A 19,407-nucleotide genomic window follows, 5' to 3' on the forward strand; every position below is an offset into this window, starting at 1 on the left:
TCATCTGCACGTCACCATCGTAAGCCCTTGTGATCGCGTCCATGAGCCGATCCCAGACGCCCGCCTTCCGCCATCGGTTGAAGCGGTTGTAGATCGTGGTCGGCGGCCCGTAGCGCGCCGGCATGTCCGCCCACGGCGCGCCCGAGCGCAGGCACCAGAAGATGCCATTGAGAACCCGCCGGTCATCCACGCGAGGCACGCCCCGCGACTTGTTGGGAAGGTGAGGCCGGATCGCCTCCCATTCGAAATCCGTCAGATCGTAGCGGCCCATCGCAAAGCTCCCGAAAAGGAGCTTGAATCACAATTGCCACCGTCAGGGAACCCAGAGCCGTTTATGGGTTTACGGCCTAGCTATAAGAGGCGGTTCACTTCAAACAAGAGTTTGAAAGAATGCTTAGTGACTTTAGATATACTGTATACCAAGTTCCTGGAGTTTTTATCCATTCAACGTGAATTCAGGAGGATCAGAACAGGTGACGGCTGACAAATCGTAGGGGAGAGGCGCCGGACAGCTCGCAGCGGCCATACGCCAAAAAACCGCACTGGCGTTGGATGCCCTTTACCCTGGCCGAGCCATCAAACGAACTCCGTGAGCCCTTCACCGGGGTCCGCGCTGACGCGAGGGCGCAACGTAGGGAAGCGATGGTGCCCAGGAGAGGACTCGAACCTCCACGGCTTTCACCACTGGTACCTGAAACCAGCGCGTCTACCAATTCCGCCACCTGGGCCCATGTCAGGGCAGGCGTCTGTCTAAGCATGCGCCCCGGGCTTGTCAACGGCGCTTTTGCACGGGCGCCCGCCCGTGCGGTGGACAATCGGCCGCAGCGGGGCGGGAGTGCGGGCGCGCGGCCGCAGGGATCCACTGCGAGGCGCTGGCCGTTGCTTGAAAAGCGGCCGATCGGGCCCATAATCCCAAGGACGACAGGAGCATGACGGCCATGAACGTGACGCCACGCGGTGCCTTGCCTCCCGGCGGCGCGTCGCCGGGCGCGAGCGCGCATTCCGGCGCCGCTGCCGGCACCACCGCCGGTACGGTGGCGGAAGGGTCGCGCCCGCTCGTCGAGCTCAACGAGCGCTCGCGCGAAATCTTCCGCCAGATCGTCGAGAGCTATCTCGCCACGGGCGAGCCGGTGGGCTCGCGCAATCTCTCGCGCATGCTGCCGCTGCAGCTCTCGCCCGCCTCGATCCGCAACGTGATGGCCGATCTCGAGCAGACCGGCCTCATCTACGCGCCCCACACCAGCGCCGGGCGCCTGCCGACGGAGCTCGGCCTGCGCTTCTTCGTCGATGCGCTGCTCGAGATCGGCGACCTCACGGCGGCCGACCGGGCCAATATCGAGAGCCAGGTGCGCGCCGGCACCGGCAGCGCCTCGCTCGACGGCGTGCTCGCCCAGGCGACGACGCTCTTGTCCGGCCTGTCGCGCGGGGCCGGCGTCGTCGTCACCACCAAGCAGAACCTGCGCCTCAAGCACATCGAGTTCGTGCGGCTCGACCCCGGCCGCGCCCTCGTCGTGCTCGTGGCCGAGGACGGCTCGGTGGAGAACCGACTGCTCGACCTGCCGCAGGGCCTGCCCGCCTCGGCGCTGACCGAGGCGACGAACTTCCTCAACGCCTGCATCCGTGGCCGCACCCTGAGCGAGGTGCGCGAGGAGATCGCCCGCCGGCGCGAGGAGATCGCCCGCGAGCTCGACGCACTGACGGCACGGCTCGTCGAGGCCGGCGTCGCCATGAGCGTCGGCCCGGCCGAGGAGCGTCAGCTCATCGTGCGCGGCCAGGCGAACCTGCTCGAGGACCTCCGGGCCGCCGAGGACCTCGAGCGCATCCGCCTGCTCTTCGCCGACCTCGAGACCCAGAAGGACGTGATCGACCTCCTCTCCCGCGCCGAGGAGGGCGAGGGCGTGCGCATCTACATCGGCTCGGAGAACAAGCTGTTCTCCATGTCCGGCTCGTCGATGATCGCCGCCCCCTTCCGCGACGGCACCCAGCACATCGTCGGCGTCGTCGGCGTCATCGGCCCGACGCGGCTCAACTATGCCCGCATCGTGCCGATGGTGGATTATACGGCGCGCGTGGTGTCGCGGCTGCTGGAGGGGCGGTAGGCGCCCCCCTCACGGGAACAGCATCATCGTCGCCTCGGCTCCGGACGCCTCGTCGAGGGCGATGAGCTCTGCCGCCGGCAGCGTCGCGAAACGCATGGCGACGACCTCCTCCGGCCAGGCGGCGGCGGTCGCCGGCCGCCCGATGAAGAGGAGGCCGCCACGGTGCGGTCAGCCGTTGCGGAAGGTGTAGCTGTAGCCGTTGATCGCCGGCACGCCGCCGAGATGCGCGTAGAGCACCTTCGACCCGGCCGGAAAGAAGCCGCGCGCGACGAGGTCGATCATGCCCTGCATGGATTTTCCCTCGTAGACCGGGTCGGTCATCATGCCCTCGAGGCGCGCCGAGAGGCGAATGGCGGCGAGCGTCTCCTTCGAGGGCACGCCATAGGCCGGATAGGCGTAGTCCTCCTTCAGCACGATGTCTTCCTCGGTGATGTCCTTGCCGCCGACGAGGGCTGAGGTCTTCTGGGCGATATCGAGCACCTGGGCGCGCGTCTTTTCCGGCGTGCCCGAGCCGTCGATGCCGATGACACGGCGCTGGCGCCCGTCCTTGGCGAAGCCCACCACCATGCCGGCGTGGGTGGAGCCGGTGACGGTGCACACCACGATGAAGTCGAAGGAGAAGCCGAGCGCCGCCTCCTGCGCCCTCACCTCCTCGGCGAAGCCCACATAGCCGAGGCCGCCGTATTTGTGCACGGAGGCGCCGGCCGGGATGGGATAGGGCTTGCCGCCCCGGGCGCGGACGTCTTCGAGCGCCCGCTCCCAGCTCTCGCGGATGCCGATGTCGAAGCCCTCGTCGACGAGTTCGACCTCCGCCCCCATGACGCGCGAGAGAAGGATATTGCCGACCCGGTCGTAGACCGCATCGTCGTGCGGCACCCAGCTCTCCTGCACGAGGCGACACTTCATGCCGATCTTGGCTGCCGTCGCCGCCACCATGCGCGTGTGGTTGGACTGCACGCCGCCGATGGAGACGAGCGTGTCGGCACCGCTCCTGATCGCGTCCGGCACGATATATTCGAGCTTGCGCAGCTTGTTGCCGCCGAAGGCGAGGCCCGAGTTGCAGTCCTCGCGCTTGGCATAGAGCTCCACCTTGCCGCCGAGGTGTTTACTGAGACGCTCCAGCTTCTCGATCGGCGTCGGGCCGAAGGTAAGCGGATAGCGGTCGAATTTTTCGAGCATGGCGCGGTCTTCCCCTTGGAAATGGATGGGGAAAGCCTAGCAACAGTACCTATGAAAGGTCCTTCCGAAGTAAGCGTCATTTATGATTTGCTGTTTCGGTCGATCCGCCTAGTATCTTCCGAATGCTTCATTAACAGGCCATTCAATGAAAGAATCCGTCACACGCGAACTCGACCGCACCGACCTGCGCATCCTCAGGCTGCTGCAGGCCGACGGGCGCATGGGCAATGCCGAGATCGCCAAGCGCGTCAATACCAGCGCGGCGACCTGCCACCGGCGCATCCAGCGCCTCCTCGCCGAGGGCTATGTGTCGGGCGTGCGGGCGCTCGTGGCGCCCGGGCGGGTCGAACGCGGCACACTCGTCTTCGTCGGCGTGGTGCTGGACCGTTCGACGCCCGAGAGCTTCGCCGCCTTCGAGGAGGCGGTGCGCGCCATGCCGGTGGTGCTCGACTGTCACGTCGTCGCCGGCGACTTCGACTATTTCCTGAAGATCCGCGTGCGCGACATGGTCGATTTCAACCGCCTGCACGGGGAAAAGCTCATCGCCCTGCCCGGCGTGCGCCAGACGCGGACCTTCTTCGTCCTCAAGGAGGTGGTCGACAACGCACCACTCGCCTTCTGAAGCGCCGCCCCGCGCGAGGGACTTTGCCGGCCCCTTAGCGGCGCACCTCTTGGCGGATGGCCCGCACGCTGCTATTCCCGCGGCTTGACGATCACGGCCGCGCTCCCGCCCCCGCCTGCGCAGGAAGGCCGTCACAGCCGCGGGGACAGGCGGGCGAGCGAAACGACGTTCCGACATGACAACGAAGCCCATCGAGACCATCCGCAACTTCTCCATCGTCGCGCATATCGACCATGGCAAGTCGACGCTCGCCGACAGGCTCATCCAGAAGACGGGCGCGCTGTCCGACCGCGAGATGCAGGAGCAGGTGCTCGATTCCATGGATATCGAGCGCGAGCGCGGCATCACCATCAAGGCGCAGACCGTGCGCCTCGAATATCCGGCCAAGGACGGCAAGACCTACGTCCTCAACCTGATGGACACGCCCGGGCACGTCGACTTCGCCTACGAGGTCTCGCGCTCGCTCGCGGCCTGCGAGGGCTCGCTGCTGGTCGTCGACGCCTCCCAGGGCGTCGAGGCGCAGACGCTCGCCAACGTCTACCAGGCGCTCGACGCTAACCACGAGATCGTGCCCGTCCTCAACAAGATCGATCTGCCGGCCGCCGAGCCCGACCGCGTCAAGGAGCAGATCGAGGAGGTAATCGGCCTCGACGCCTCCGACGCCGTGCCGATCTCGGCCAAGACCGGCCTCGGCATCGAGGACGTGCTGGAGGCCATCGTCACCCGCCTGCCGCCGCCCAGGGGCGACGCGGAGGCGCCACTGAAGGCGATGCTCGTCGACAGCTGGTACGATGCCTATCTCGGCGTCGTCGTCCTCGTGCGCATCATCGACGGGACGCTGAAGAAGGGCACGACCATCCGCATGATGCGCACCGGCGCGACCTATCCGGTGGACCGCGTCGGCGTCTTCCGGCCCAAGATGACCAATGTGGACTCGCTCGGCCCCGGCGAGGTCGGCTTCCTCACCGCCTCGATCAAGGAGGTGGCGGACACCGCCGTCGGCGACACCATCACCGACGACAGGAAGCCCTGCGCCGAGCCACTGCCCGGGTTCAAGCCCGTGCAGCCCGTCGTCTTCTGCGGCCTCTTCCCGGTCGATGCCGCAGATTTCGAGGACCTGCGCGCGGCCATGGGCAAGCTCAGACTGAACGACGCCAGCTTCTCCTACGAGATGGAGACCTCGGCGGCGCTCGGCTTCGGCTTCCGCTGCGGCTTCCTCGGCCTTCTCCACCTCGAGATCATCCAGGAGCGGCTGGAGCGCGAGTTCAACCTCGACCTCATCTCCACCGCCCCCTCGGTGGTCTACCGCCTCAAGATGAGCGACGGCAGCGAGCGCGAATTGCACAATCCGGCCGACATGCCGGAGGTGATGAAGGTCGCCGAGATCGCCGAGCCGTGGATCCGCGCCACCATCATGACGCCGGACGACTATCTCGGCGCCATCCTCAAGCTGTGCCAGGACCGGCGGGGCGAGCAGGTGGACCTCAACTACGTCGGCAAGCGCGCCATGGTCGTCTACGACCTGCCGCTCAACGAGGTGGTGTTCGACTTCTACGACCGGCTGAAGTCGATCTCGAAGGGCTATGCCTCCTTCGACTACCAGATCACCGACTATCGCCCCGGCGACCTCGTCAAGATGTCGATCCTCGTCAACGGCGAGCCGGTCGATGCGCTCTCCATGCTCGTGCACCGCACCCGCGCCGAGATGCGCGGCCGCGCCATGTGCGAGAAGCTGAAGGACCTCATCCCACAGCACCTCTTCCAGATCCCGATCCAGGCCGCGATCGGCGCCAAGATCATCGCCCGTGAGACCATCCGCGCCCTGCGCAAGGACGTGACGGCGAAGTGCTATGGCGGCGACGTCTCGCGCAAGCGCAAGCTCCTCGAGAAGCAGAAGGAGGGCAAGAAGCGCATGCGCCAGTTCGGCAAGGTGGAGATCCCGCAGGAAGCCTTCATCGCCGCGCTGAAGATGGACAGTTGAGGCGTCCGGCCTCAGCCCCGCCGCCTTTCGTCGCGGCGGATTCCACTTCCCTCAAAAATGCTCTAAGGAAGCCGCGACCCTTCCGGCGGCCGGCAACGTCGGATCAGCACTCGTGGAGACAACCATGGCGGCGCAAGCGCTCGATCCCCTCTCCAAGCTCGTCACGGTCTTCGGCGGCTCGGGCTTCCTCGGCCGCCACGTGGTGCGGGCCCTCGCCCGCCGCGGCTATCGCATCCGCGTCGCCGTGCGCCGGCCCGATCTTGCCGGGCACCTGCAGCCCCTCGGTCGCGTCGGCCAGATCCACGCCGTCCAGGCCAACCTGCGCTTCAAGAACTCGGTCGAGGCCGCCGTGCAGGGGGCCGATGCCGTTATCAACCTCGTCGGCATCATGCAAGAGACCGGGCGCCAGCGCTTCGACGCCGTGCAGGCCTTCGGCGCGCGCGCCGTCGCCCAGGCGACGGCCGGTGCCGGCGCTTCGCTCGTGCACGTTTCCGCGCTGGGGGCGGACCCCAAGTCCGCCTCGCTCTACGCCCGCACGAAGGCGGCAGGCGAGGAGGCGGTCTTCACCACGGTACCCGAGGCGATCGTCTTCCGTCCCTCCGTCGTCTTCGGCCCGGAGGACGCCTTCTTCAACCGCTTCGCGGCGCTTGCCCGCATGCTGCCCGTCATCCCGCTCGTCGGCGCCGACACGCGTTTCCAGCCGGTCTTCGCCGGTGACGTCGCCGAGGCCATCGCCCGCGCCGTCGACGGCACAGTGGCCGACGGGCGCGTCTACGAGCTCGGCGGTCCGCAGGTGCGGAGCCTGCGCGAGATCCTCGACTACATCCTCAAGGTCACGGGCCGAAGCCGGCTGGTGCTGCCGCTGTCCTTCGGACTCGGCCGGGCCCAGGCGGCGGTGCTCGAGACGCTCGACAAGCTCACCTTCGGCCTCATGCCCGACGAATTTGTGTTGACCCGCGACCAGGTGACGCTGCTGAGGACCGACAACGTGGTGTCCGATGTCGCCATCGCCGAAGGTCGCACGCTCGAGGGCCTCGGCATCCAGCCGGAAGCCGTCGAGGCCATCGTGCCGACCTATCTCTGGCGCTTCCGCGAACGCGGCCAGTTCGAGCAGACGCACCTCGCCTGATCAGCCGGCCCGCACCGTGGCAGTCGCCATCGCCCGCGCCTCGCGGGCGGCCAGCTTCTTGTGCACGTGCACCATGTAGGCCACGCCGAAGAGCGGCGTCATCAGGTTGATGACGGGAATGGCGACGAAACCGGCGATGACGAGGCCGGCGAGCAGCACCGTGCCGCGGTTGCGGTGGCGCATGGCCGCAGCCTCGGGCATCGGCTGAAAACGTCCGGCGGCGAGCTCGAAATATTCCCGGCCCAGCAGATAGGCGTTCGCTCCGAAGAAGGCGATGAGATTGACGCCCGGCACGAAGAGCAGCACCAGCGCGATGGCATTGACCATCAGCGACAGGCCGGCAAAGCGCAGCCCGTAGAGGATGGACCGGCCGAAGGAGAGTGGCCGGCCCGGCGGATCTGCCGGATAGTGGGCCCCTTCCACCATCTCCGCCGCGTCGTCGAGGAAATAGCCGGCGACGAGCGCGGAGATCGGCGGGACGAGGAAGGCGAGCGCGATGAAGATGCCGATGCCGGCGAAGATGAGCGCGAAACTGTCGATCAGTGGATAGTCCACCAGCAGCGCATAGCGGTCCATCAGCAGGGCGACGCCGCGCGTCAGCGCCAGCCAGACGAGCACGATCAGCGCCAGCGTCAGGGCCAGCGAGCGCCACAGGATGCGGCGGAACGGCGGCGAGACGATCTGCCGCCACGCCTTCAGGATGGCATCGGGATACATGGCACTCCCAGGAAAAGAGCGGGGGCTTATGCCCCCAGCCCGGTCTCGCGCATGGAATAGATCGCCCCGTCCATCACCTTGCCGTAGGTCATCGCCTTGGCACGGAAGGCGGTGAATGAGGCATAGACCTCGCCCGCGAGCGGCGAGGTCTTGGAGAGATCCGACAGAACCGCCTCGGACTGGCGGCCGAGCGCCTTGACGATATCGTCGTTGAAGGCACGCACTTCCACCCCCTTCTCAAGAAGCGGCTGATAGCTCTCGATATTGTGGAAGGTGAAATCGGCAAGCGTCTCGTAAGAGATGGCCTGCGCCGCGCGGCGCACGATCTCCCGCAGGTCGTCGGGCAGCGCCTCGTAGGCTTGTCTGTTGACCAGCATCTCCAGCGCCGGGCCGAACTCGTGGAAGGCCGGCAGGTAGTAGTACTTGGCCACCCGGTAGAGGCCGAAGGCGAGGTCGTTCCACGGGCCGACCCACTCTGCGGCATCGATGGTGCCGGCCTGCATGGCCTGGAAGATCTCGCCCGGCGGCGTCAGCAGCGTGTTGACGCCGAGCCGGCGCAGCACCTCCGCCCCGAGCCCGGCGATGCGCATCTTGAGGCCCTTGAGGTCGTCGAGGCTGTTGATCTCCTTGCGGAACCAGCCGCCAGCCTGGGCGCCGGAGGAGCCCGTGTAGAAGGGCAGCACGCCGAAGGGCTCGTAGGCCTTCTCCCACAGGGCCTGGCCGCCGCCGAAGGCGATCCAGCCCGCGTGCTCGTTGGCCGACAGCCCGAAGGGCACGCCGGTGAAGAAATGGAAGGCCGGGCTCTTGCCCTGCCAGTAATAGGGTGTGGCATGGCCGCATTCGACGGCGCCGGAGGAGACCGCGTCGAAGACCTCGAAGGGCGGCACCAGCTCGCCTGCGGCGAAGAGCTGCACCTTGAGCCGCCCGCCGGACATGGCCGTGATCATGTCGGCCAGGCGCTGGGCATTGACGCCGACGCCGGGCGTGTTCTTCGGCCAGGAGGTCGCCATGCGCCAGGAAACGGCGCCCTGGGCCCGCGCCACATGCGGGGCGGCGAGCCCCACCGCGCCCGCCGCCAGCGCCCCGATGACGCCGCGGCGCGCCACTGTCGATCGTCCTGCCTCGTATTCCCTGGTCATGGCGTTCCTCATCCCCATGCGGCCTGCACCGCGATCGGTCGCGGACTTTAGAGCATGATCGAAGCCGGGTGAAACCGGCTTTTGCGGCTGGGCCGCAAGCGGCCTGCACACACGCCTCGCCCTTTCGTGAAGGGAACAATCGATCTTTTCCCCGCGTTTCGAGGCTGGTGCCTCATTTCGACCACAGGCCGCGCAAGAATTTCGGCGGACAGACGAATCGGGCTGACGATGGCTAAGTCCACTTCGAATCAGAGAATAAATTCGATCGATTTCTGGCGCGGAATCGTGCTTGTTTCGATCTTTATCAACCACGTTCCTGGCAACGTGTTTGAATACATGACCCACAAGAACATCGGACTTTCCGATGCAGCCGAAGCATTCGTCTTCCTGTCCGGCGTTTCTGTGGCGCTCGCCTATGGCCGACGCTTTCTCAGCGGCGAACCGGGTACGCCGACCCGCGCCCTGGGGCGCCGCGCGCTCACCATCTACGGCGTCCAGGTGGCGCTGTCGCTCATCGCCGTCGCCCTCTTCGTCACCGCCGCCATCGTATTCGACGACGAAGGGCTTCTGGCAGAGCACGGACGCGACATCGTGGTGACGGATCCCGTCCGGGCGCTGCTCGCCATCGTCGGGCTCAGCCACCAGCTCGGCTATTTCAACATCCTGCCGCTCTACATCGTGCTCCTGCTCGCGACCCCCGCGATCCTGGCGCTCGCTCGCATCAACAGCTTCCTGATGCTGATCGTGTCGGCGCTCGTCTATGTCGGCGCCCGCACGGCTGGCCTCAACCTGCCGACGTGGCCGGTCGAGGGCGAGTGGTTCTTCAACCCCTTCGCCTGGCAGTTCCTGTTCTGCATCGGCCTGTTCATCGGCCTTCACCTGCGCGACGTGATGGTGACGCGGGACAATCTGCTGTTCGCCGTCTGCCTGGTCATTCTTGCCGCCTCGTTCTTCGTGGTGACCAACGGCTTCCATCTCGTGCCCGGCCTGTGGGACGGGTTGCGCGAAACGCTCGACATCAGCAAGACCAACCTCGGTCTTGCGCGGCTGCTGCATTTCCTCGCGCTTGCCTATGTCATCAGCCATCTCGGCCTGTCGAAGCTCCTCGCGCGCACGCCGGTCCACGCTCCGCTCTGCCTCATCGGCCGCCATAGCCTGCCGGTCTTTGCTGCCGGCTCGCTCCTGAGCGCGCTCGGCCAGATCATCCAGCACGTGCGCCCGCCAGCATTCCTCGACGAAGCGGCCCTCGTGGGCATCGGCATCGTCCTGCACTATCTGGTGGCACGCGCCTTCGCGGAGCGCACAGCCCGCCGGGCCCAGCCCCGTCAGGCCTGAGGCGTGCCTGCCGGCGGGTGCAGTTCGACCGGCCGGTCCTCGCCCCACAGGAAGCGCTTGTAGTCGAAGCCGGTCTCGATGGTCGGCTTCACAATGGCAAAATAGGGCGAGATGTCGAAGTCCCGCGGCGTGTAGAGCGAGTGATGGCGGATGTGGAGCACCTCTGCCCGCCCGTAGGCCGACTTGACCCGCCGGTCATCGTCCCAGTGCTTGACGCGCGGCAGGATCGGATAGCGCACGCTCTGGAAAGCCTGGGCGATCAGCGTCGAGCAGATCGTGCGCGTCGGCTCGCCAGAACCGAGCGCCAGCATACGGCGGCGCAGGCGCACCGGCACCGGCGGCGTTGGCAGGAGGTAGCGTGCGAGGTCGACGATGTTGCGCACGTCGTAGCCGTATCCGATGCGCTCGACCATGAAGCGGATGACCGCCTCCCGGTCTGCCGGCGTCAGCGCGACCGGCCGGCACAGGCGCACGTGCATGTCACGGTACTTGGTGAGCGGGGCTGTCGTCACGCCGGCCTCGGCGGTAGCCTCCACGAGCACATGCGGCTCGCCGTCCGCCTCGCGGACGCCGAGCCTGTCGCCGACGCACAGCGCGGCGTGCGACCATGTGGACTGTGTCAGGTACTTGATGGCAACAGCGATGCGCGTGTTGCCCTCGACAAGGAGCACGTCGCCCGGCTGGATGACTCGCGACAGGGCATCGAGATCCGGCGGGAAGGCCGGCGCATAGCCCTTGATGGGCCGCGTCAGGAAGCCGACGAGCCCGCGGCCGATGCCGGCAAGAATGCTCGAGACCATGGCCCTCTCCTCCCCGCGCGGCGACCGCTCGCGGCCTCAGAGCATGGACGGCAGCACTCTGTCCGGCGGGCGATGGCCGTCGAGGAAGGTCTTGATGTTGACGATAACCTTCTCGCCCATGTCGACGCGCCCCTCGATGGTGGCCGAGCCCATGTGCGGCAGCAGCACCACCCGGTTCTGCCGCGCGAGCTTCAGCAGGCGCGGGTTCACCGACGGCTCGTGCTCGAAGACGTCGAGTCCCGCCCCGGCGAGGTCCCCCGCCTCGAGCATGCGGGCCAGCGCCACCTCGTCGACGATCTCGCCGCGCGCCGTGTTGACGAGCACGGCCTCGCGCTTCATCAGTTTGAGTCGCCGGGCCGACAGCAGGTGGTAGGTCGCGGGCGTGTGCGGGCAGTGGATGGAGACGATGTCCATGCGCGCCAGCATCTGGTCGAGCGAATCCCAGTAGGTCGCCTCGAGTTCCTCCTCCACGGCGGCGCTGACCCGTCGGCGGTTGTGATAGTGGATCGACAGGCCGAAGGCCTTGGCGCGGCGTGCCAGCGCCTGGCCGATGCGCCCCATGCCGACGATGCCGAGGCGCTTGCCGGTGATGCGCCGGCCCAGCATCCAGGTGGGCGACCAGCCCGGCCAGTCGCCGTCCGTCATCATGCGAGCGCCCTCGGGCAGGCGCCGGGCGACCGCGAGCAGCAGTGCCATCGTCATGTCGGCGGTGTCCTGCGTCAGCACCCCGGGCGTATTGGTCACGGTGATACCCCGCGACAGGGCCGTCTCAACGTCGATATGGTCGAAGCCGTTGCCAAAATTGGCGATGAGCTTGAGGCTCTCCCCCGCCTGGGCAAGCAGGGCCGCGTCGATCCTGTCGGTGATGGTCGGCACCAGCACATCCGCGGTGCGCACCGCCTCGACGAGTTGCTGCGCCGTCATGGGTGTGTCGTCGACATTGAGGCGCGCGTCGAACAATTCGCGCATGCGCGTCTCGATGATGTCCGGCAGGCGACGTGTGACGACGACGAGCGGCTTCTTTTTCATGAGGGAGGCCTCGCATCCGGGGCGACGTGTTCACCCCACGTTAAGCACAATCGGCAAGACATTGAGTTGAACACGGGTTGCGCTCAGCCCCCTGCAGCCGGCCCTTCATTCCACTTCTACACGTCGCCTCTGTAGCAAAGGAAGTCTGAAAGACAACCGGTAGAGAAGTCTAAGGTCGCTCCGGCCGTCCCCGACGCCTTCGTCCGACGTTCCCACCCGCCGAGCCCCCCGCAAAGTACAGCGATGCCCCACCTTGCCCGCCTCGTCCTCGCCCTTTTCGTCGTCGCCGTCGCTCCGTGTGGGAGGGTCGCGGCGCAGGCCGCAGACGCGCCAGTGGCGCGCGGCACGGTGAGCGGGCTACCGCTGCCGCGCTACGTCAGCCTGAAGTCGGATCGCGTCAATCTGCGCGAGGGGCCGTCGAAGGATCACCGCGTCACCTGGGTCTTTACACGCGCCGGCCTGCCGGTGGAGATCATCGCCGAGTTCGAGACGTGGCGGCGTATCCGGGATTCGGAGGGCAGCGACGGCTGGGTGCTGCACAGCCTGCTGTCCGGCCGGCGTACGGCGCTCGTCTCCCCCTGGAGCAAGGGCCAGATCTTCACGATGCGCGAGCGCGCCTCCGAGGAAGCCGCGGTGGTGGCGCGTCTCGAAGCGGGCGTCGTCGTGGACGTGCGCCGCTGCACCGGCACCTGGTGCGAAGTCGCCGTCTCCAACCGCCGCGGCTTCGTGGCGCAGGACAAGCTCTGGGGCGTCTATCCCAACGAGCGCATCGAGTGATCCAGGCCCGCCCCATCAGGCGGTCACGGTGCCGTTGCCGTGCGGGAAGCCGCGGTAGGGCAGGTCGCGGTCGACATCCTCGAGGTCGGACAGGAAGCGATCGGCCCAGCCGCCGATATCCGTATTGGCGAGCCCCTGCCACATGCGCCGCCAGCGCGCACGACGCTCGTCGAGAGGCATCATCAGCGCCTTCACATAGGCCGCCGCCGTGCCGTCGATGTCGTAGGGATTGACGATGAGCGCCCCGTCGAGGACCGAAGCGGCGCCGGCAAAGCGCGAGATGACGAGCACGCCCGGATCGTCCGGATCCTGCGAAGCGACATATTCCTTGGCGACGAGGTTCATGCCGTCGCGCAGGGGGGTGACCACGCCGACGCGGGCGAGCCGGTAGAGCCCGGCGAGCTCGCTGCGGTTGTAGGAGCGGTTGATATAGCGGATCGGCGTCCAGCTCACCTCGCCGTACTGGCCGTTGATGCGCCCGGCCGCCTCGCCCAACGCACGCTGCATGGCCGCATATTCGGGAATGTCGGCCCGGCTCTTGGGGGTGATCTGCAGGAAGGTGACGTGGGTGCGCCAGTCAGGCGCCGTCTGCAGCATACGCTCGAAGGCGTCGAGGCGCTGCGTCAGGCCCTTGGAATAGTCGAGCCGGTCGACGCCGATCATCATCGTGCGGCCGCCGAGGCTCTCACCCACCTCCTGGATGAAACGCGAGCGCGCCGCGCGCGCCGCTGTGCGGGCAAAGCCGAGGCGGTCGATCCCGACGGGATAGACCCCCGTGCGCAGCGCCCGCCCACCGACGGCGAACAGGCGCTTGCCGCTCGCGAAGGCGCCGGCCTCCTCGACGAGGTAGGAGCCGAAATTGTCGGCATCCTTGCGCGTCTGGAAGCCGACGAGGTCGCAGGCGGTCAAGGCGCGACCGATCTCCGCATGGTTCGGCAAGGCAAGGAAGATGTCGAGCGAAGGCCAGGGGATGTGCTGGAAATAGCCGATGCGGTTGTTGACGCCGCGCTCCCGCAGCGCCTCCGCGAGCGGAATGAGATGGTAATCGTGGATCCAGATGAGATCGTCGGGCGCAACATGCTCGACCAGCAGATCCGCGAAATAGCTATTGACACTGCGGTAGCCGGCAAGGTCCTTGCGGGCGAACTCGGTCAGGTCGAGCCGGTAGTGCAACAGGGGCCACAGGGCCCGGTTGGCGAAGCCATTGTAATATTCCTGGTGGTCCTCCTGCGACAGGTCGCAGACGGCATAGGTCACGTTCCCGTGCGCAACGAGGGTCGCGGTCTTCTGGCGCTCGCCGATGCGCCCGCTCCACCCGAACCACAGGCCGCCCCGCTGGGCAAGGACATCGTTGAGGGCGACGGCGAGTCCGCCGGCGGTGGCCCCGCCCTTGCGCGAGGGCACCGCGACACGGTTTGAAACGACGATGAGCCTGCTCAAAACGCGTCCTCCCAGGATGCTGACAGCGAGAGGGCCGCGTGGATGAGGCCCACCATCGAATAAGTCTGCGGGAAATTGCCCCACAGCTCGCCGCTTTCGACGTGGATGCCTTCCGACAGGAGGCCGAGACTGTTGCGCCGCCCGAGCACGTCCTCGAACAGGACGCGCGCCTCCTCGCGCCGGCCAACCTTGGCGAGCGCCTCGATGTACCAGAGCGTGCAGATGGTGAAGGCCGTCTCCGGCTCGCCGAAGTCGTCCTCTCCGGCATAGCGGAAGAGGTGCGCTCCATGCCGTAGCCGCTGTCCGATGAAGTCGACCGTCGAGATGAAGCGGGGATCCTCCGCGTCGACGAGGCCGATGTCGGCGAGCAGCAGGAGGCTGGCGTCGACATCGTCGCCGCCAAAGCGGCTCACGAAAGTGCCAAGCTCCGCGTTCCAGCCACGGGCGAAGATGCCTTCGCGGATGACGTCGGCCTGCTCGCGCCAGTAGACCGCCCGGTCGGGCAGGCCGAGCCGCCCGGCGATACGCGCCAGCCTGTCGCAGGCTGCCCAGCACATGGCGGAGGAGTGGGTGTAGACGTTGGCGAGCGTGCGGTATTCCCACAGGCCCGCATCGGGCTCCGCCCACAGCCGGGCGGCGTGCTCGCCGAGACCCTCGAGCCGCTCGAACAGCGCCACGTCGCCCTTGCGGATCAGCCGCTCGTCGAAGAAGCACTGGGAAATGGCGAGGACAACAGAGCCGTAGCCATCGTTCTGGCGCTGGCGGAAGGCGTCGTTGCCCCGCCGGACTGGGCCGAAGCCGCGATAGCCCGGCAGCGCCGGCACGATCTCCTCGTGCAGTTGCGCCTCGAACTGCAGGCCGAACAGCGGCTGCAGCTCCCGGTCACCGTTGCGCGCAACCACGTTGGAGACGTAGCTGATGTAGTCCTCCATGGTACGGGTCGCTCCGAGCCGGTTGAGGGCCCGCACGGTGAAGAAGGAATCGCGCAGCCAGCAGTAGCGGTAGTCCCACGTGCGTCCGCTGGCGCCGTATTCCGGCACCGAGGTCGTCAGGGCCGCGACGATGCCGCCCGTCTCCTCGTAGGCGCAGAGCTTGAGCGTGATGGCGGCGCGGATGACGACGTCCTGCCACTCGAAGGGAATGGCGAGATAGCGCACCCACTCGCGCCAGTAGTCCTCCGTGTTCTCGCAGAACTTGCCGAACAGCGTGGCCGGCGCCTCGGGCAGGGTTTCGTCGGGACCGAGGATCAGCGTCAAAGGCCGCTCGAGGATGAACGGCACCTCGTCCCGGATGAGGCCCGGCGAGCCATCGGTCGTCAGGCGCAGCACCTGCTCGCCGAGGTGATAGCGGATGGTGTTGGAGCCGCGTGTCGTCTCGGCGCGCTCGCGGCCGTAGTCATGGGATGGCCTGATGCGCACCCTGATCATGGGGGAGCCGACGAGGGGCTCGACCGAACGCATGAGCATCGCCGGGCGGAAGAGCCGGCCGTACATCTTGAAGCGCGGAACGAAGTCGACGATGCGCACCTTGGAGCCGTCCTCGGATTCGAGGACGGTTTCGAGGATGGCGGTGTTGGGCCAATAGCGCCGCTCGCTGCGCGTGAAGCCCTGGAGGTCGATTTCGAAGACGCCTTCGTCGCCCTGCGCGGAGGCGCCGAGCAGGCTATGGAAGACGGGGTCGCCGTCGAGCCGCGGGAAGCAGGACCACACGATCCGTCCTCGCCGGTCGATCAGCGCAGCGATGGCGCTGTTGCCGACGACGCCGAGATCGAGATCGCTCATGCCCTGCCCCCCTGCCTCCCGCCCGCGGCCGCATCTGCCAGGAAGGCGCGCACGGCGGGCGGATCATCCAGATACAAATCTGCTCCGACCGCTTCGGGTTCCCGGCCTACCGCGACGGCAATGCCGTTGAGGGCCCGTGCCGCGGCGAAAGCATCCTCGTCCGTCCGATCGTCGCCGAAGAAGACGGGCCGCCGGCCGAAGAAGGGCTCCTCCAACATGAAGGCGTCGAGCGCCGAGCCCTTGTGCGCCCCGGTCGTGCGCAGTTCCACCACGCACTTGCCGGGCAGTGCGGCGAGGGTGCCGCCGCTCTCGCGCGCGAGATCTTCCGCAAGGGACCTGACGGCCTCGAAGGCCTCGGGCGCCGCGCGGTAGTGCACGGCGATCGACAGGCCCTTGTCTTCGATGATGATGCCCGGCACTGCGGCGAAGGCGGTGCAGATGGCCTGTCGCGCGGCGGCGAGGGTGGGAGGCGCGGGAAAGCGCTGGCACACGCCGCCCGCGCTGCGCCGCTCCAGCCCGTGCAGCGCGCCGACGGCGGCGACGGCATCGCCGAAGCGCGTGTCGATCCAGGCGAGCGAGCGCCCGCTCAAAAGCGCCAGCGCCCCGTCGTAGCGCAGCCGCGCCCGGACGAGGTCTCGGCACAGCGCGTCCGACACGACGACGTCGTCCGGTCGGGCCGCCATGTCGACGAGCGTCCCGTCGATGTCGAAGAAGAGGGCGAAAGCGTCGGCGCGGGCGATGATCTCTTCGAATGCGTGCATCATGGGCGCGAGCGCGCGGCGCTCAGTCCTTGCGCCGCAGACGGACCACGACATCGACGCGGGCGATCTCCATGCCCTCCGGCGGCGTCGGCAGGTCTCCCACCGTGATGGCGGGGCCGGGAATGTCCATCATCTTGTCCTCGCCCTCGACGAAGAAGTGATGGTGGTCCGAGAGGTTGGTGTCGAAATAGGTCTTGGAACCGTCCACCGCGAGCTCGCGCAGGAGGCCAGCCTGCGTGAACTGGTGCAGCGTGTTGTAGACGGTGGCGAGGGAGACTGGCACGCGCGCCCGCGTCGCCTCCTCGTAGAGCATCTCAGCCGAGACGTGCCGATCCCCCTTGGCGAAGAGGAGCCAGCCGAGCGAGACGCGCTGGCGGGTGGGCCTTAACCCGACCCGGCGCAGCTTCTCGCGCAGTTCGTGGAACGGGCACCCCCGACGCTCACCGTGGACGGTCGCAGGCGCCTGCGACGGGGCTCGAGAGCCCTCCTGCAGGCGTGCGGGAACGTCCGTCTCCCGGCGGGAATGCACTTGCTCGCTCATGTCTGCCAATGGCCCGGAAATTGCTATCTGTTCGCATTATCATATGGATTGGCTCGCGCGATCGCAACCCGCGGGAGGTGATGCCCAGGGCGTCGCCTCCGCTCGGTGGGCGCAAAAGCGCCGTTCCCCGCTTTCGGCCTCGCGGTCACTATGTTAGGAGAGCCCGGTGCATCGGGCTCATAGCGCCTGGTTCGTGACAATCGAATGAAGGGATCGTCCGAGGATTATGGAGCGGCAGTCGAACTTCAGCTACGAGGAACTTCTCGCCTGCGGCCGCGGCGAGTTGTTCGGCGCCGGCAATGCCCAACTGCCGCTGCCCCCCATGCTCATGTTCGACCGGATCACCGCGATCGCCGAGGAGGGTGGCGCCAACGGCAAGGGCCTGGTGCGTGCCGAGCTCGACGTGCGCCCGGACCTCTGGTTCTTCGGCTGCCATTTCAAGGGCGATCCGGTCATGCCGGGTTGCCTCGGCCTCGACGCCCTGTGGCAGATGGTCGGCTTCTTCCTCGGATGGCTCGGCTCCCCGGGACGCGGGCGGGCGCTCGGCGTCGGCGAGGTCAAGTTCGTCGACCAGGTGCTGCCGACCGTCAAGCAGGTGGTCTACGGCGTCGATCTGAAGCGCGTCTTCCGGTCCAAGCTCGTGCTTGGCATCGCCGACGGCTGGGTGGAGGCCGACGGCAAGCGCATTTACGAGGCCAGGGACCTCAGGGTCGGCCTGTTCCAGGCCGAGGCCGGCAGCGCGGCCTGATTGCACGGCAGGTAGACAGCCCCGTTCGGGCCCCCCACATAGGGCACTGAGCCCGTTTGGTTGATCTGAGGAAAGGATACGGCTGCCATGAGGCGCGTCGTCGTCACCGGGATGGGCATCGTCTCGTCCATCGGCAACAACACGCAGGAGGTGCTCGCCTCCCTGCGCGAAGCGCGGTCGGGCATCGTCTTCGCCGACGACTATGCCAAGCTCGGTTTCCGCTGCCAGGTCCATGGCGCGCCGGCGCTGAACCCGGAGGAGGTTGTCGACCGGCGCGCCATGCGCTTCCTCGGCACCGGGGCAGCGTGGAACCACGTCGCCATGGAGCAGGCAATCCAGGACGCCGGGCTCGAGGCCGGCGAGGTCAGCCACGAGCGCACCGGCATCATCATGGGCTCGGGTGGTCCCTCCACCCGCACGCTTGTCGAGGCCGCCGACATCGCCCGCACCAAGGGGCCGAAGCGCATCGGCCCCTTCGCCGTGCCGAAGGCCATGTCCTCCACCGCTTCCGCGACGCTCGCCACCTGGTTCAAGATCAAGGGCGTCAACTATTCGATCTCCTCGGCCTGCGCGACGTCCAATCATTGCATCGGCAATGCCTACGAGACGATCCAGTACGGCAAGCAGGACGTGATCTTCGCCGGCGGCTGCGAAGAACTGGACTGGACGTTGTCCATGCTCTTCGACGCCATGGGCGCCATGTCCACCAAATACAACGAGCAGCCCCGCACGGCGTCGCGCGCCTATGACAGGAACCGCGACGGCTTCGTTATCGCCGGCGGCGCGGGCGTGCTCGTCCTCGAAGAACTGGAGCACGCCAAGGCGCGCGGCGCCAAGATCTACGGCGAGATCGTCGGCTACGGCGCCACCTCCGACGGCTACGACATGGTCGCCCCCTCCGGTGAGGGCGCCGTGCGCTGCATGCGCATGGCCCTCGAGAGCGTGAAGGTGCCGGTCGACTACATCAACCCGCACGCCACCTCGACGCCCGTGGGCGACGAGAAGGAGATCGAGGCCATCCGCGAGGTCTTCGGCGGCAAGTGCCCGCCGATCTCGGCGACCAAGTCGCTGACCGGCCACTCGCTCGGCGCCACCGGCGTGCAGGAGGCGATCTATTCGCTGCTCATGATGAACAACGGCTTCATCTGCGAGAGCGCCAATATCGAGGAGCTCGATCCCATCTTCGCCGACATGCCCATCGTGCGCGAGCGCATCGACAACGCCAAGCTCGGCTGCGTGCTGTCCAATTCCTTCGGCTTTGGCGGCACAAACGCAACCATCGTCATGAAGCAGCTCGACGCGTAAGCGGCGGGCCATATCCGGGAGTGC

18 protein-coding genes and 1 tRNA gene are annotated in these 19,407 nt (G+C 67.2%); 8 read left to right on the forward strand and 11 right to left on the reverse strand.

Annotation, left to right across the window (positions count from 1 at the left end; all coding sequences use genetic code 11):
• Both ASC46_RS11110 and ASC46_RS11115 read right to left on the reverse strand, forming a co-directional pair.
• On the reverse strand, positions 1–271 hold a 271-nt coding region (locus ASC46_RS11110), incomplete at its 3' end, for an IS5 family transposase (RefSeq protein WP_055459393.1).
• A gap of 372 nt (positions 272–643) precedes the next feature.
• Positions 644–728: transfer RNA gene (locus tag ASC46_RS11115), tRNA-Leu, on the reverse strand.
• A 201-nt stretch (positions 729–929) separates the two neighbouring features.
• Between ASC46_RS11115 and hrcA the strand changes: the two genes are divergently transcribed.
• Positions 930–2,099, forward strand: a complete 1,170-nt coding sequence (hrcA, locus tag ASC46_RS11120) for a heat-inducible transcriptional repressor HrcA (protein WP_245280532.1) — start codon at positions 930–932, stop codon at positions 2,097–2,099.
• Positions 2,100–2,267: 168 nt separating this feature from the next.
• Here hrcA and ASC46_RS11125 read toward each other — a convergent pair whose 3' ends face one another.
• Entirely contained in the window at positions 2,268–3,278 is a 1,011-nt protein-coding gene (locus ASC46_RS11125) for a 1-aminocyclopropane-1-carboxylate deaminase (protein ID WP_055459394.1), read from the reverse strand.
• A gap of 145 nt (positions 3,279–3,423) precedes the next feature.
• Between ASC46_RS11125 and ASC46_RS11130 the strand changes: the two genes are divergently transcribed.
• From ASC46_RS11130 to ASC46_RS11140, 3 genes are all read left to right on the forward strand, one after another.
• The gene (locus tag ASC46_RS11130) at positions 3,424–3,900 is read left to right on the forward strand and encodes an Lrp/AsnC family transcriptional regulator (RefSeq protein ID WP_055459395.1); all 477 of its coding nucleotides are present in this window, start codon (positions 3,424–3,426) and stop codon (positions 3,898–3,900) included.
• A 175-nt stretch (positions 3,901–4,075) separates the two neighbouring features.
• Positions 4,076–5,881 carry a translation elongation factor 4 gene (gene lepA, locus ASC46_RS11135; RefSeq protein ID WP_055459396.1) on the forward strand — a complete coding sequence of 602 codons (1,806 nt, stop codon included), beginning with the start codon at positions 4,076–4,078 and terminating at the stop codon, positions 5,879–5,881.
• 124 nt (positions 5,882–6,005) lie between these two features.
• The gene (locus ASC46_RS11140; RefSeq protein ID WP_055459397.1) at positions 6,006–7,010 is read left to right on the forward strand and encodes a complex I NDUFA9 subunit family protein; all 1,005 of its coding nucleotides are present in this window, start codon (positions 6,006–6,008) and stop codon (positions 7,008–7,010) included.
• Here ASC46_RS11140 and ASC46_RS11145 read toward each other — a convergent pair whose 3' ends face one another.
• Both ASC46_RS11145 and ASC46_RS11150 read right to left on the reverse strand, forming a co-directional pair.
• Positions 7,011–7,727: a sulfate transporter family protein gene (locus ASC46_RS11145; protein WP_055459398.1), complete on the reverse strand. Its 717-nt coding sequence runs from the start codon at positions 7,725–7,727 to the stop codon at positions 7,011–7,013. It abuts the gene before it with no gap.
• 26 nt (positions 7,728–7,753) lie between these two features.
• Positions 7,754–8,866, reverse strand: a complete 1,113-nt coding sequence (locus ASC46_RS11150) for a TRAP transporter substrate-binding protein (RefSeq protein ID WP_055459399.1) — start codon at positions 8,864–8,866, stop codon at positions 7,754–7,756.
• A 228-nt stretch (positions 8,867–9,094) separates the two neighbouring features.
• Here ASC46_RS11150 and ASC46_RS11155 point away from each other — a divergent pair, with 228 nt between their 5' ends.
• Positions 9,095–10,201 (forward strand): OpgC family protein, encoded by a 1,107-nt coding sequence (locus ASC46_RS11155; RefSeq protein ID WP_072249489.1) that lies wholly within the window; start codon positions 9,095–9,097, stop codon positions 10,199–10,201.
• Here ASC46_RS11155 and ASC46_RS11160 read toward each other — a convergent pair.
• Together ASC46_RS11160 and ASC46_RS11165 are read right to left on the reverse strand one after the other, a co-directional pair.
• Positions 10,192–11,001 (reverse strand): C40 family peptidase, encoded by an 810-nt coding sequence (locus tag ASC46_RS11160; protein ID WP_055459400.1) that lies wholly within the window; start codon positions 10,999–11,001, stop codon positions 10,192–10,194. The two genes, ASC46_RS11155 and ASC46_RS11160, sit on opposite strands and share 10 nt — an antisense overlap.
• Positions 11,002–11,037: 36 nt before the next feature.
• Positions 11,038–12,030 (reverse strand): 2-hydroxyacid dehydrogenase, encoded by a 993-nt coding sequence (locus ASC46_RS11165; RefSeq protein WP_055459401.1) that lies wholly within the window; start codon positions 12,028–12,030, stop codon positions 11,038–11,040.
• 243 nt (positions 12,031–12,273) lie between these two features.
• Here ASC46_RS11165 and ASC46_RS11170 point away from each other — a divergent pair, with 243 nt between their 5' ends.
• Positions 12,274–12,807 (forward strand): SH3 domain-containing protein, encoded by a 534-nt coding sequence (locus ASC46_RS11170; protein WP_055459402.1) that lies wholly within the window; start codon positions 12,274–12,276, stop codon positions 12,805–12,807.
• Between the two features lie 15 nt (positions 12,808–12,822).
• Here the strand turns inward: ASC46_RS11170 and otsA are convergent, their stop codons facing one another.
• The 4 genes from otsA to irrA are packed head-to-tail and all read right to left on the reverse strand — an operon-like array spanning position 12,823 to position 17,330.
• A complete protein-coding gene (gene otsA / locus ASC46_RS11175; protein WP_055459403.1) occupies positions 12,823–14,247 on the reverse strand; it encodes an alpha,alpha-trehalose-phosphate synthase (UDP-forming) in 1,425 nt (474 codons plus the stop codon).
• Positions 14,244–16,028, reverse strand: coding sequence for a glycoside hydrolase family 15 protein (locus tag ASC46_RS11180; RefSeq protein ID WP_055459404.1), 1,785 nt, complete (start codon positions 16,026–16,028; stop codon positions 14,244–14,246). Before ASC46_RS11180 ends, otsA begins: the two co-directional genes overlap by 4 nt.
• Positions 16,025–16,792 carry a trehalose-phosphatase gene (gene otsB, locus ASC46_RS11185; RefSeq protein WP_055459405.1) on the reverse strand — a complete coding sequence of 256 codons (768 nt, stop codon included), beginning with the start codon at positions 16,790–16,792 and terminating at the stop codon, positions 16,025–16,027. The genes ASC46_RS11180 and otsB overlap by 4 nt, the downstream gene beginning before the upstream one ends.
• Positions 16,793–16,811: 19 nt before the next feature.
• The gene (gene irrA, locus ASC46_RS11190; protein ID WP_096335286.1) at positions 16,812–17,330 is read right to left on the reverse strand and encodes an iron response transcriptional regulator IrrA; all 519 of its coding nucleotides are present in this window, start codon (positions 17,328–17,330) and stop codon (positions 16,812–16,814) included.
• 226 nt (positions 17,331–17,556) lie between these two features.
• Between irrA and fabA the strand changes: the two genes are divergently transcribed.
• A complete protein-coding gene (gene fabA / locus ASC46_RS11195) occupies positions 17,557–18,078 on the forward strand; it encodes a 3-hydroxyacyl-[acyl-carrier-protein] dehydratase FabA (RefSeq protein ID WP_055459406.1) in 522 nt (173 codons plus the stop codon).
• Positions 18,079–18,165: 87 nt separating this feature from the next.
• A complete protein-coding gene (gene fabB, locus ASC46_RS11200) occupies positions 18,166–19,383 on the forward strand; it encodes a beta-ketoacyl-ACP synthase I (RefSeq protein ID WP_055459407.1) in 1,218 nt (405 codons plus the stop codon).
• Positions 19,384–19,407 lie beyond the last annotated feature (24 nt).

Origin of the sequence: Chelatococcus sambhunathii, from assembly GCF_001418005.1 — a bacterium.
Taxonomy (GTDB): domain Bacteria; phylum Pseudomonadota; class Alphaproteobacteria; order Rhizobiales; family Beijerinckiaceae; genus Chelatococcus_A; species Chelatococcus_A sambhunathii.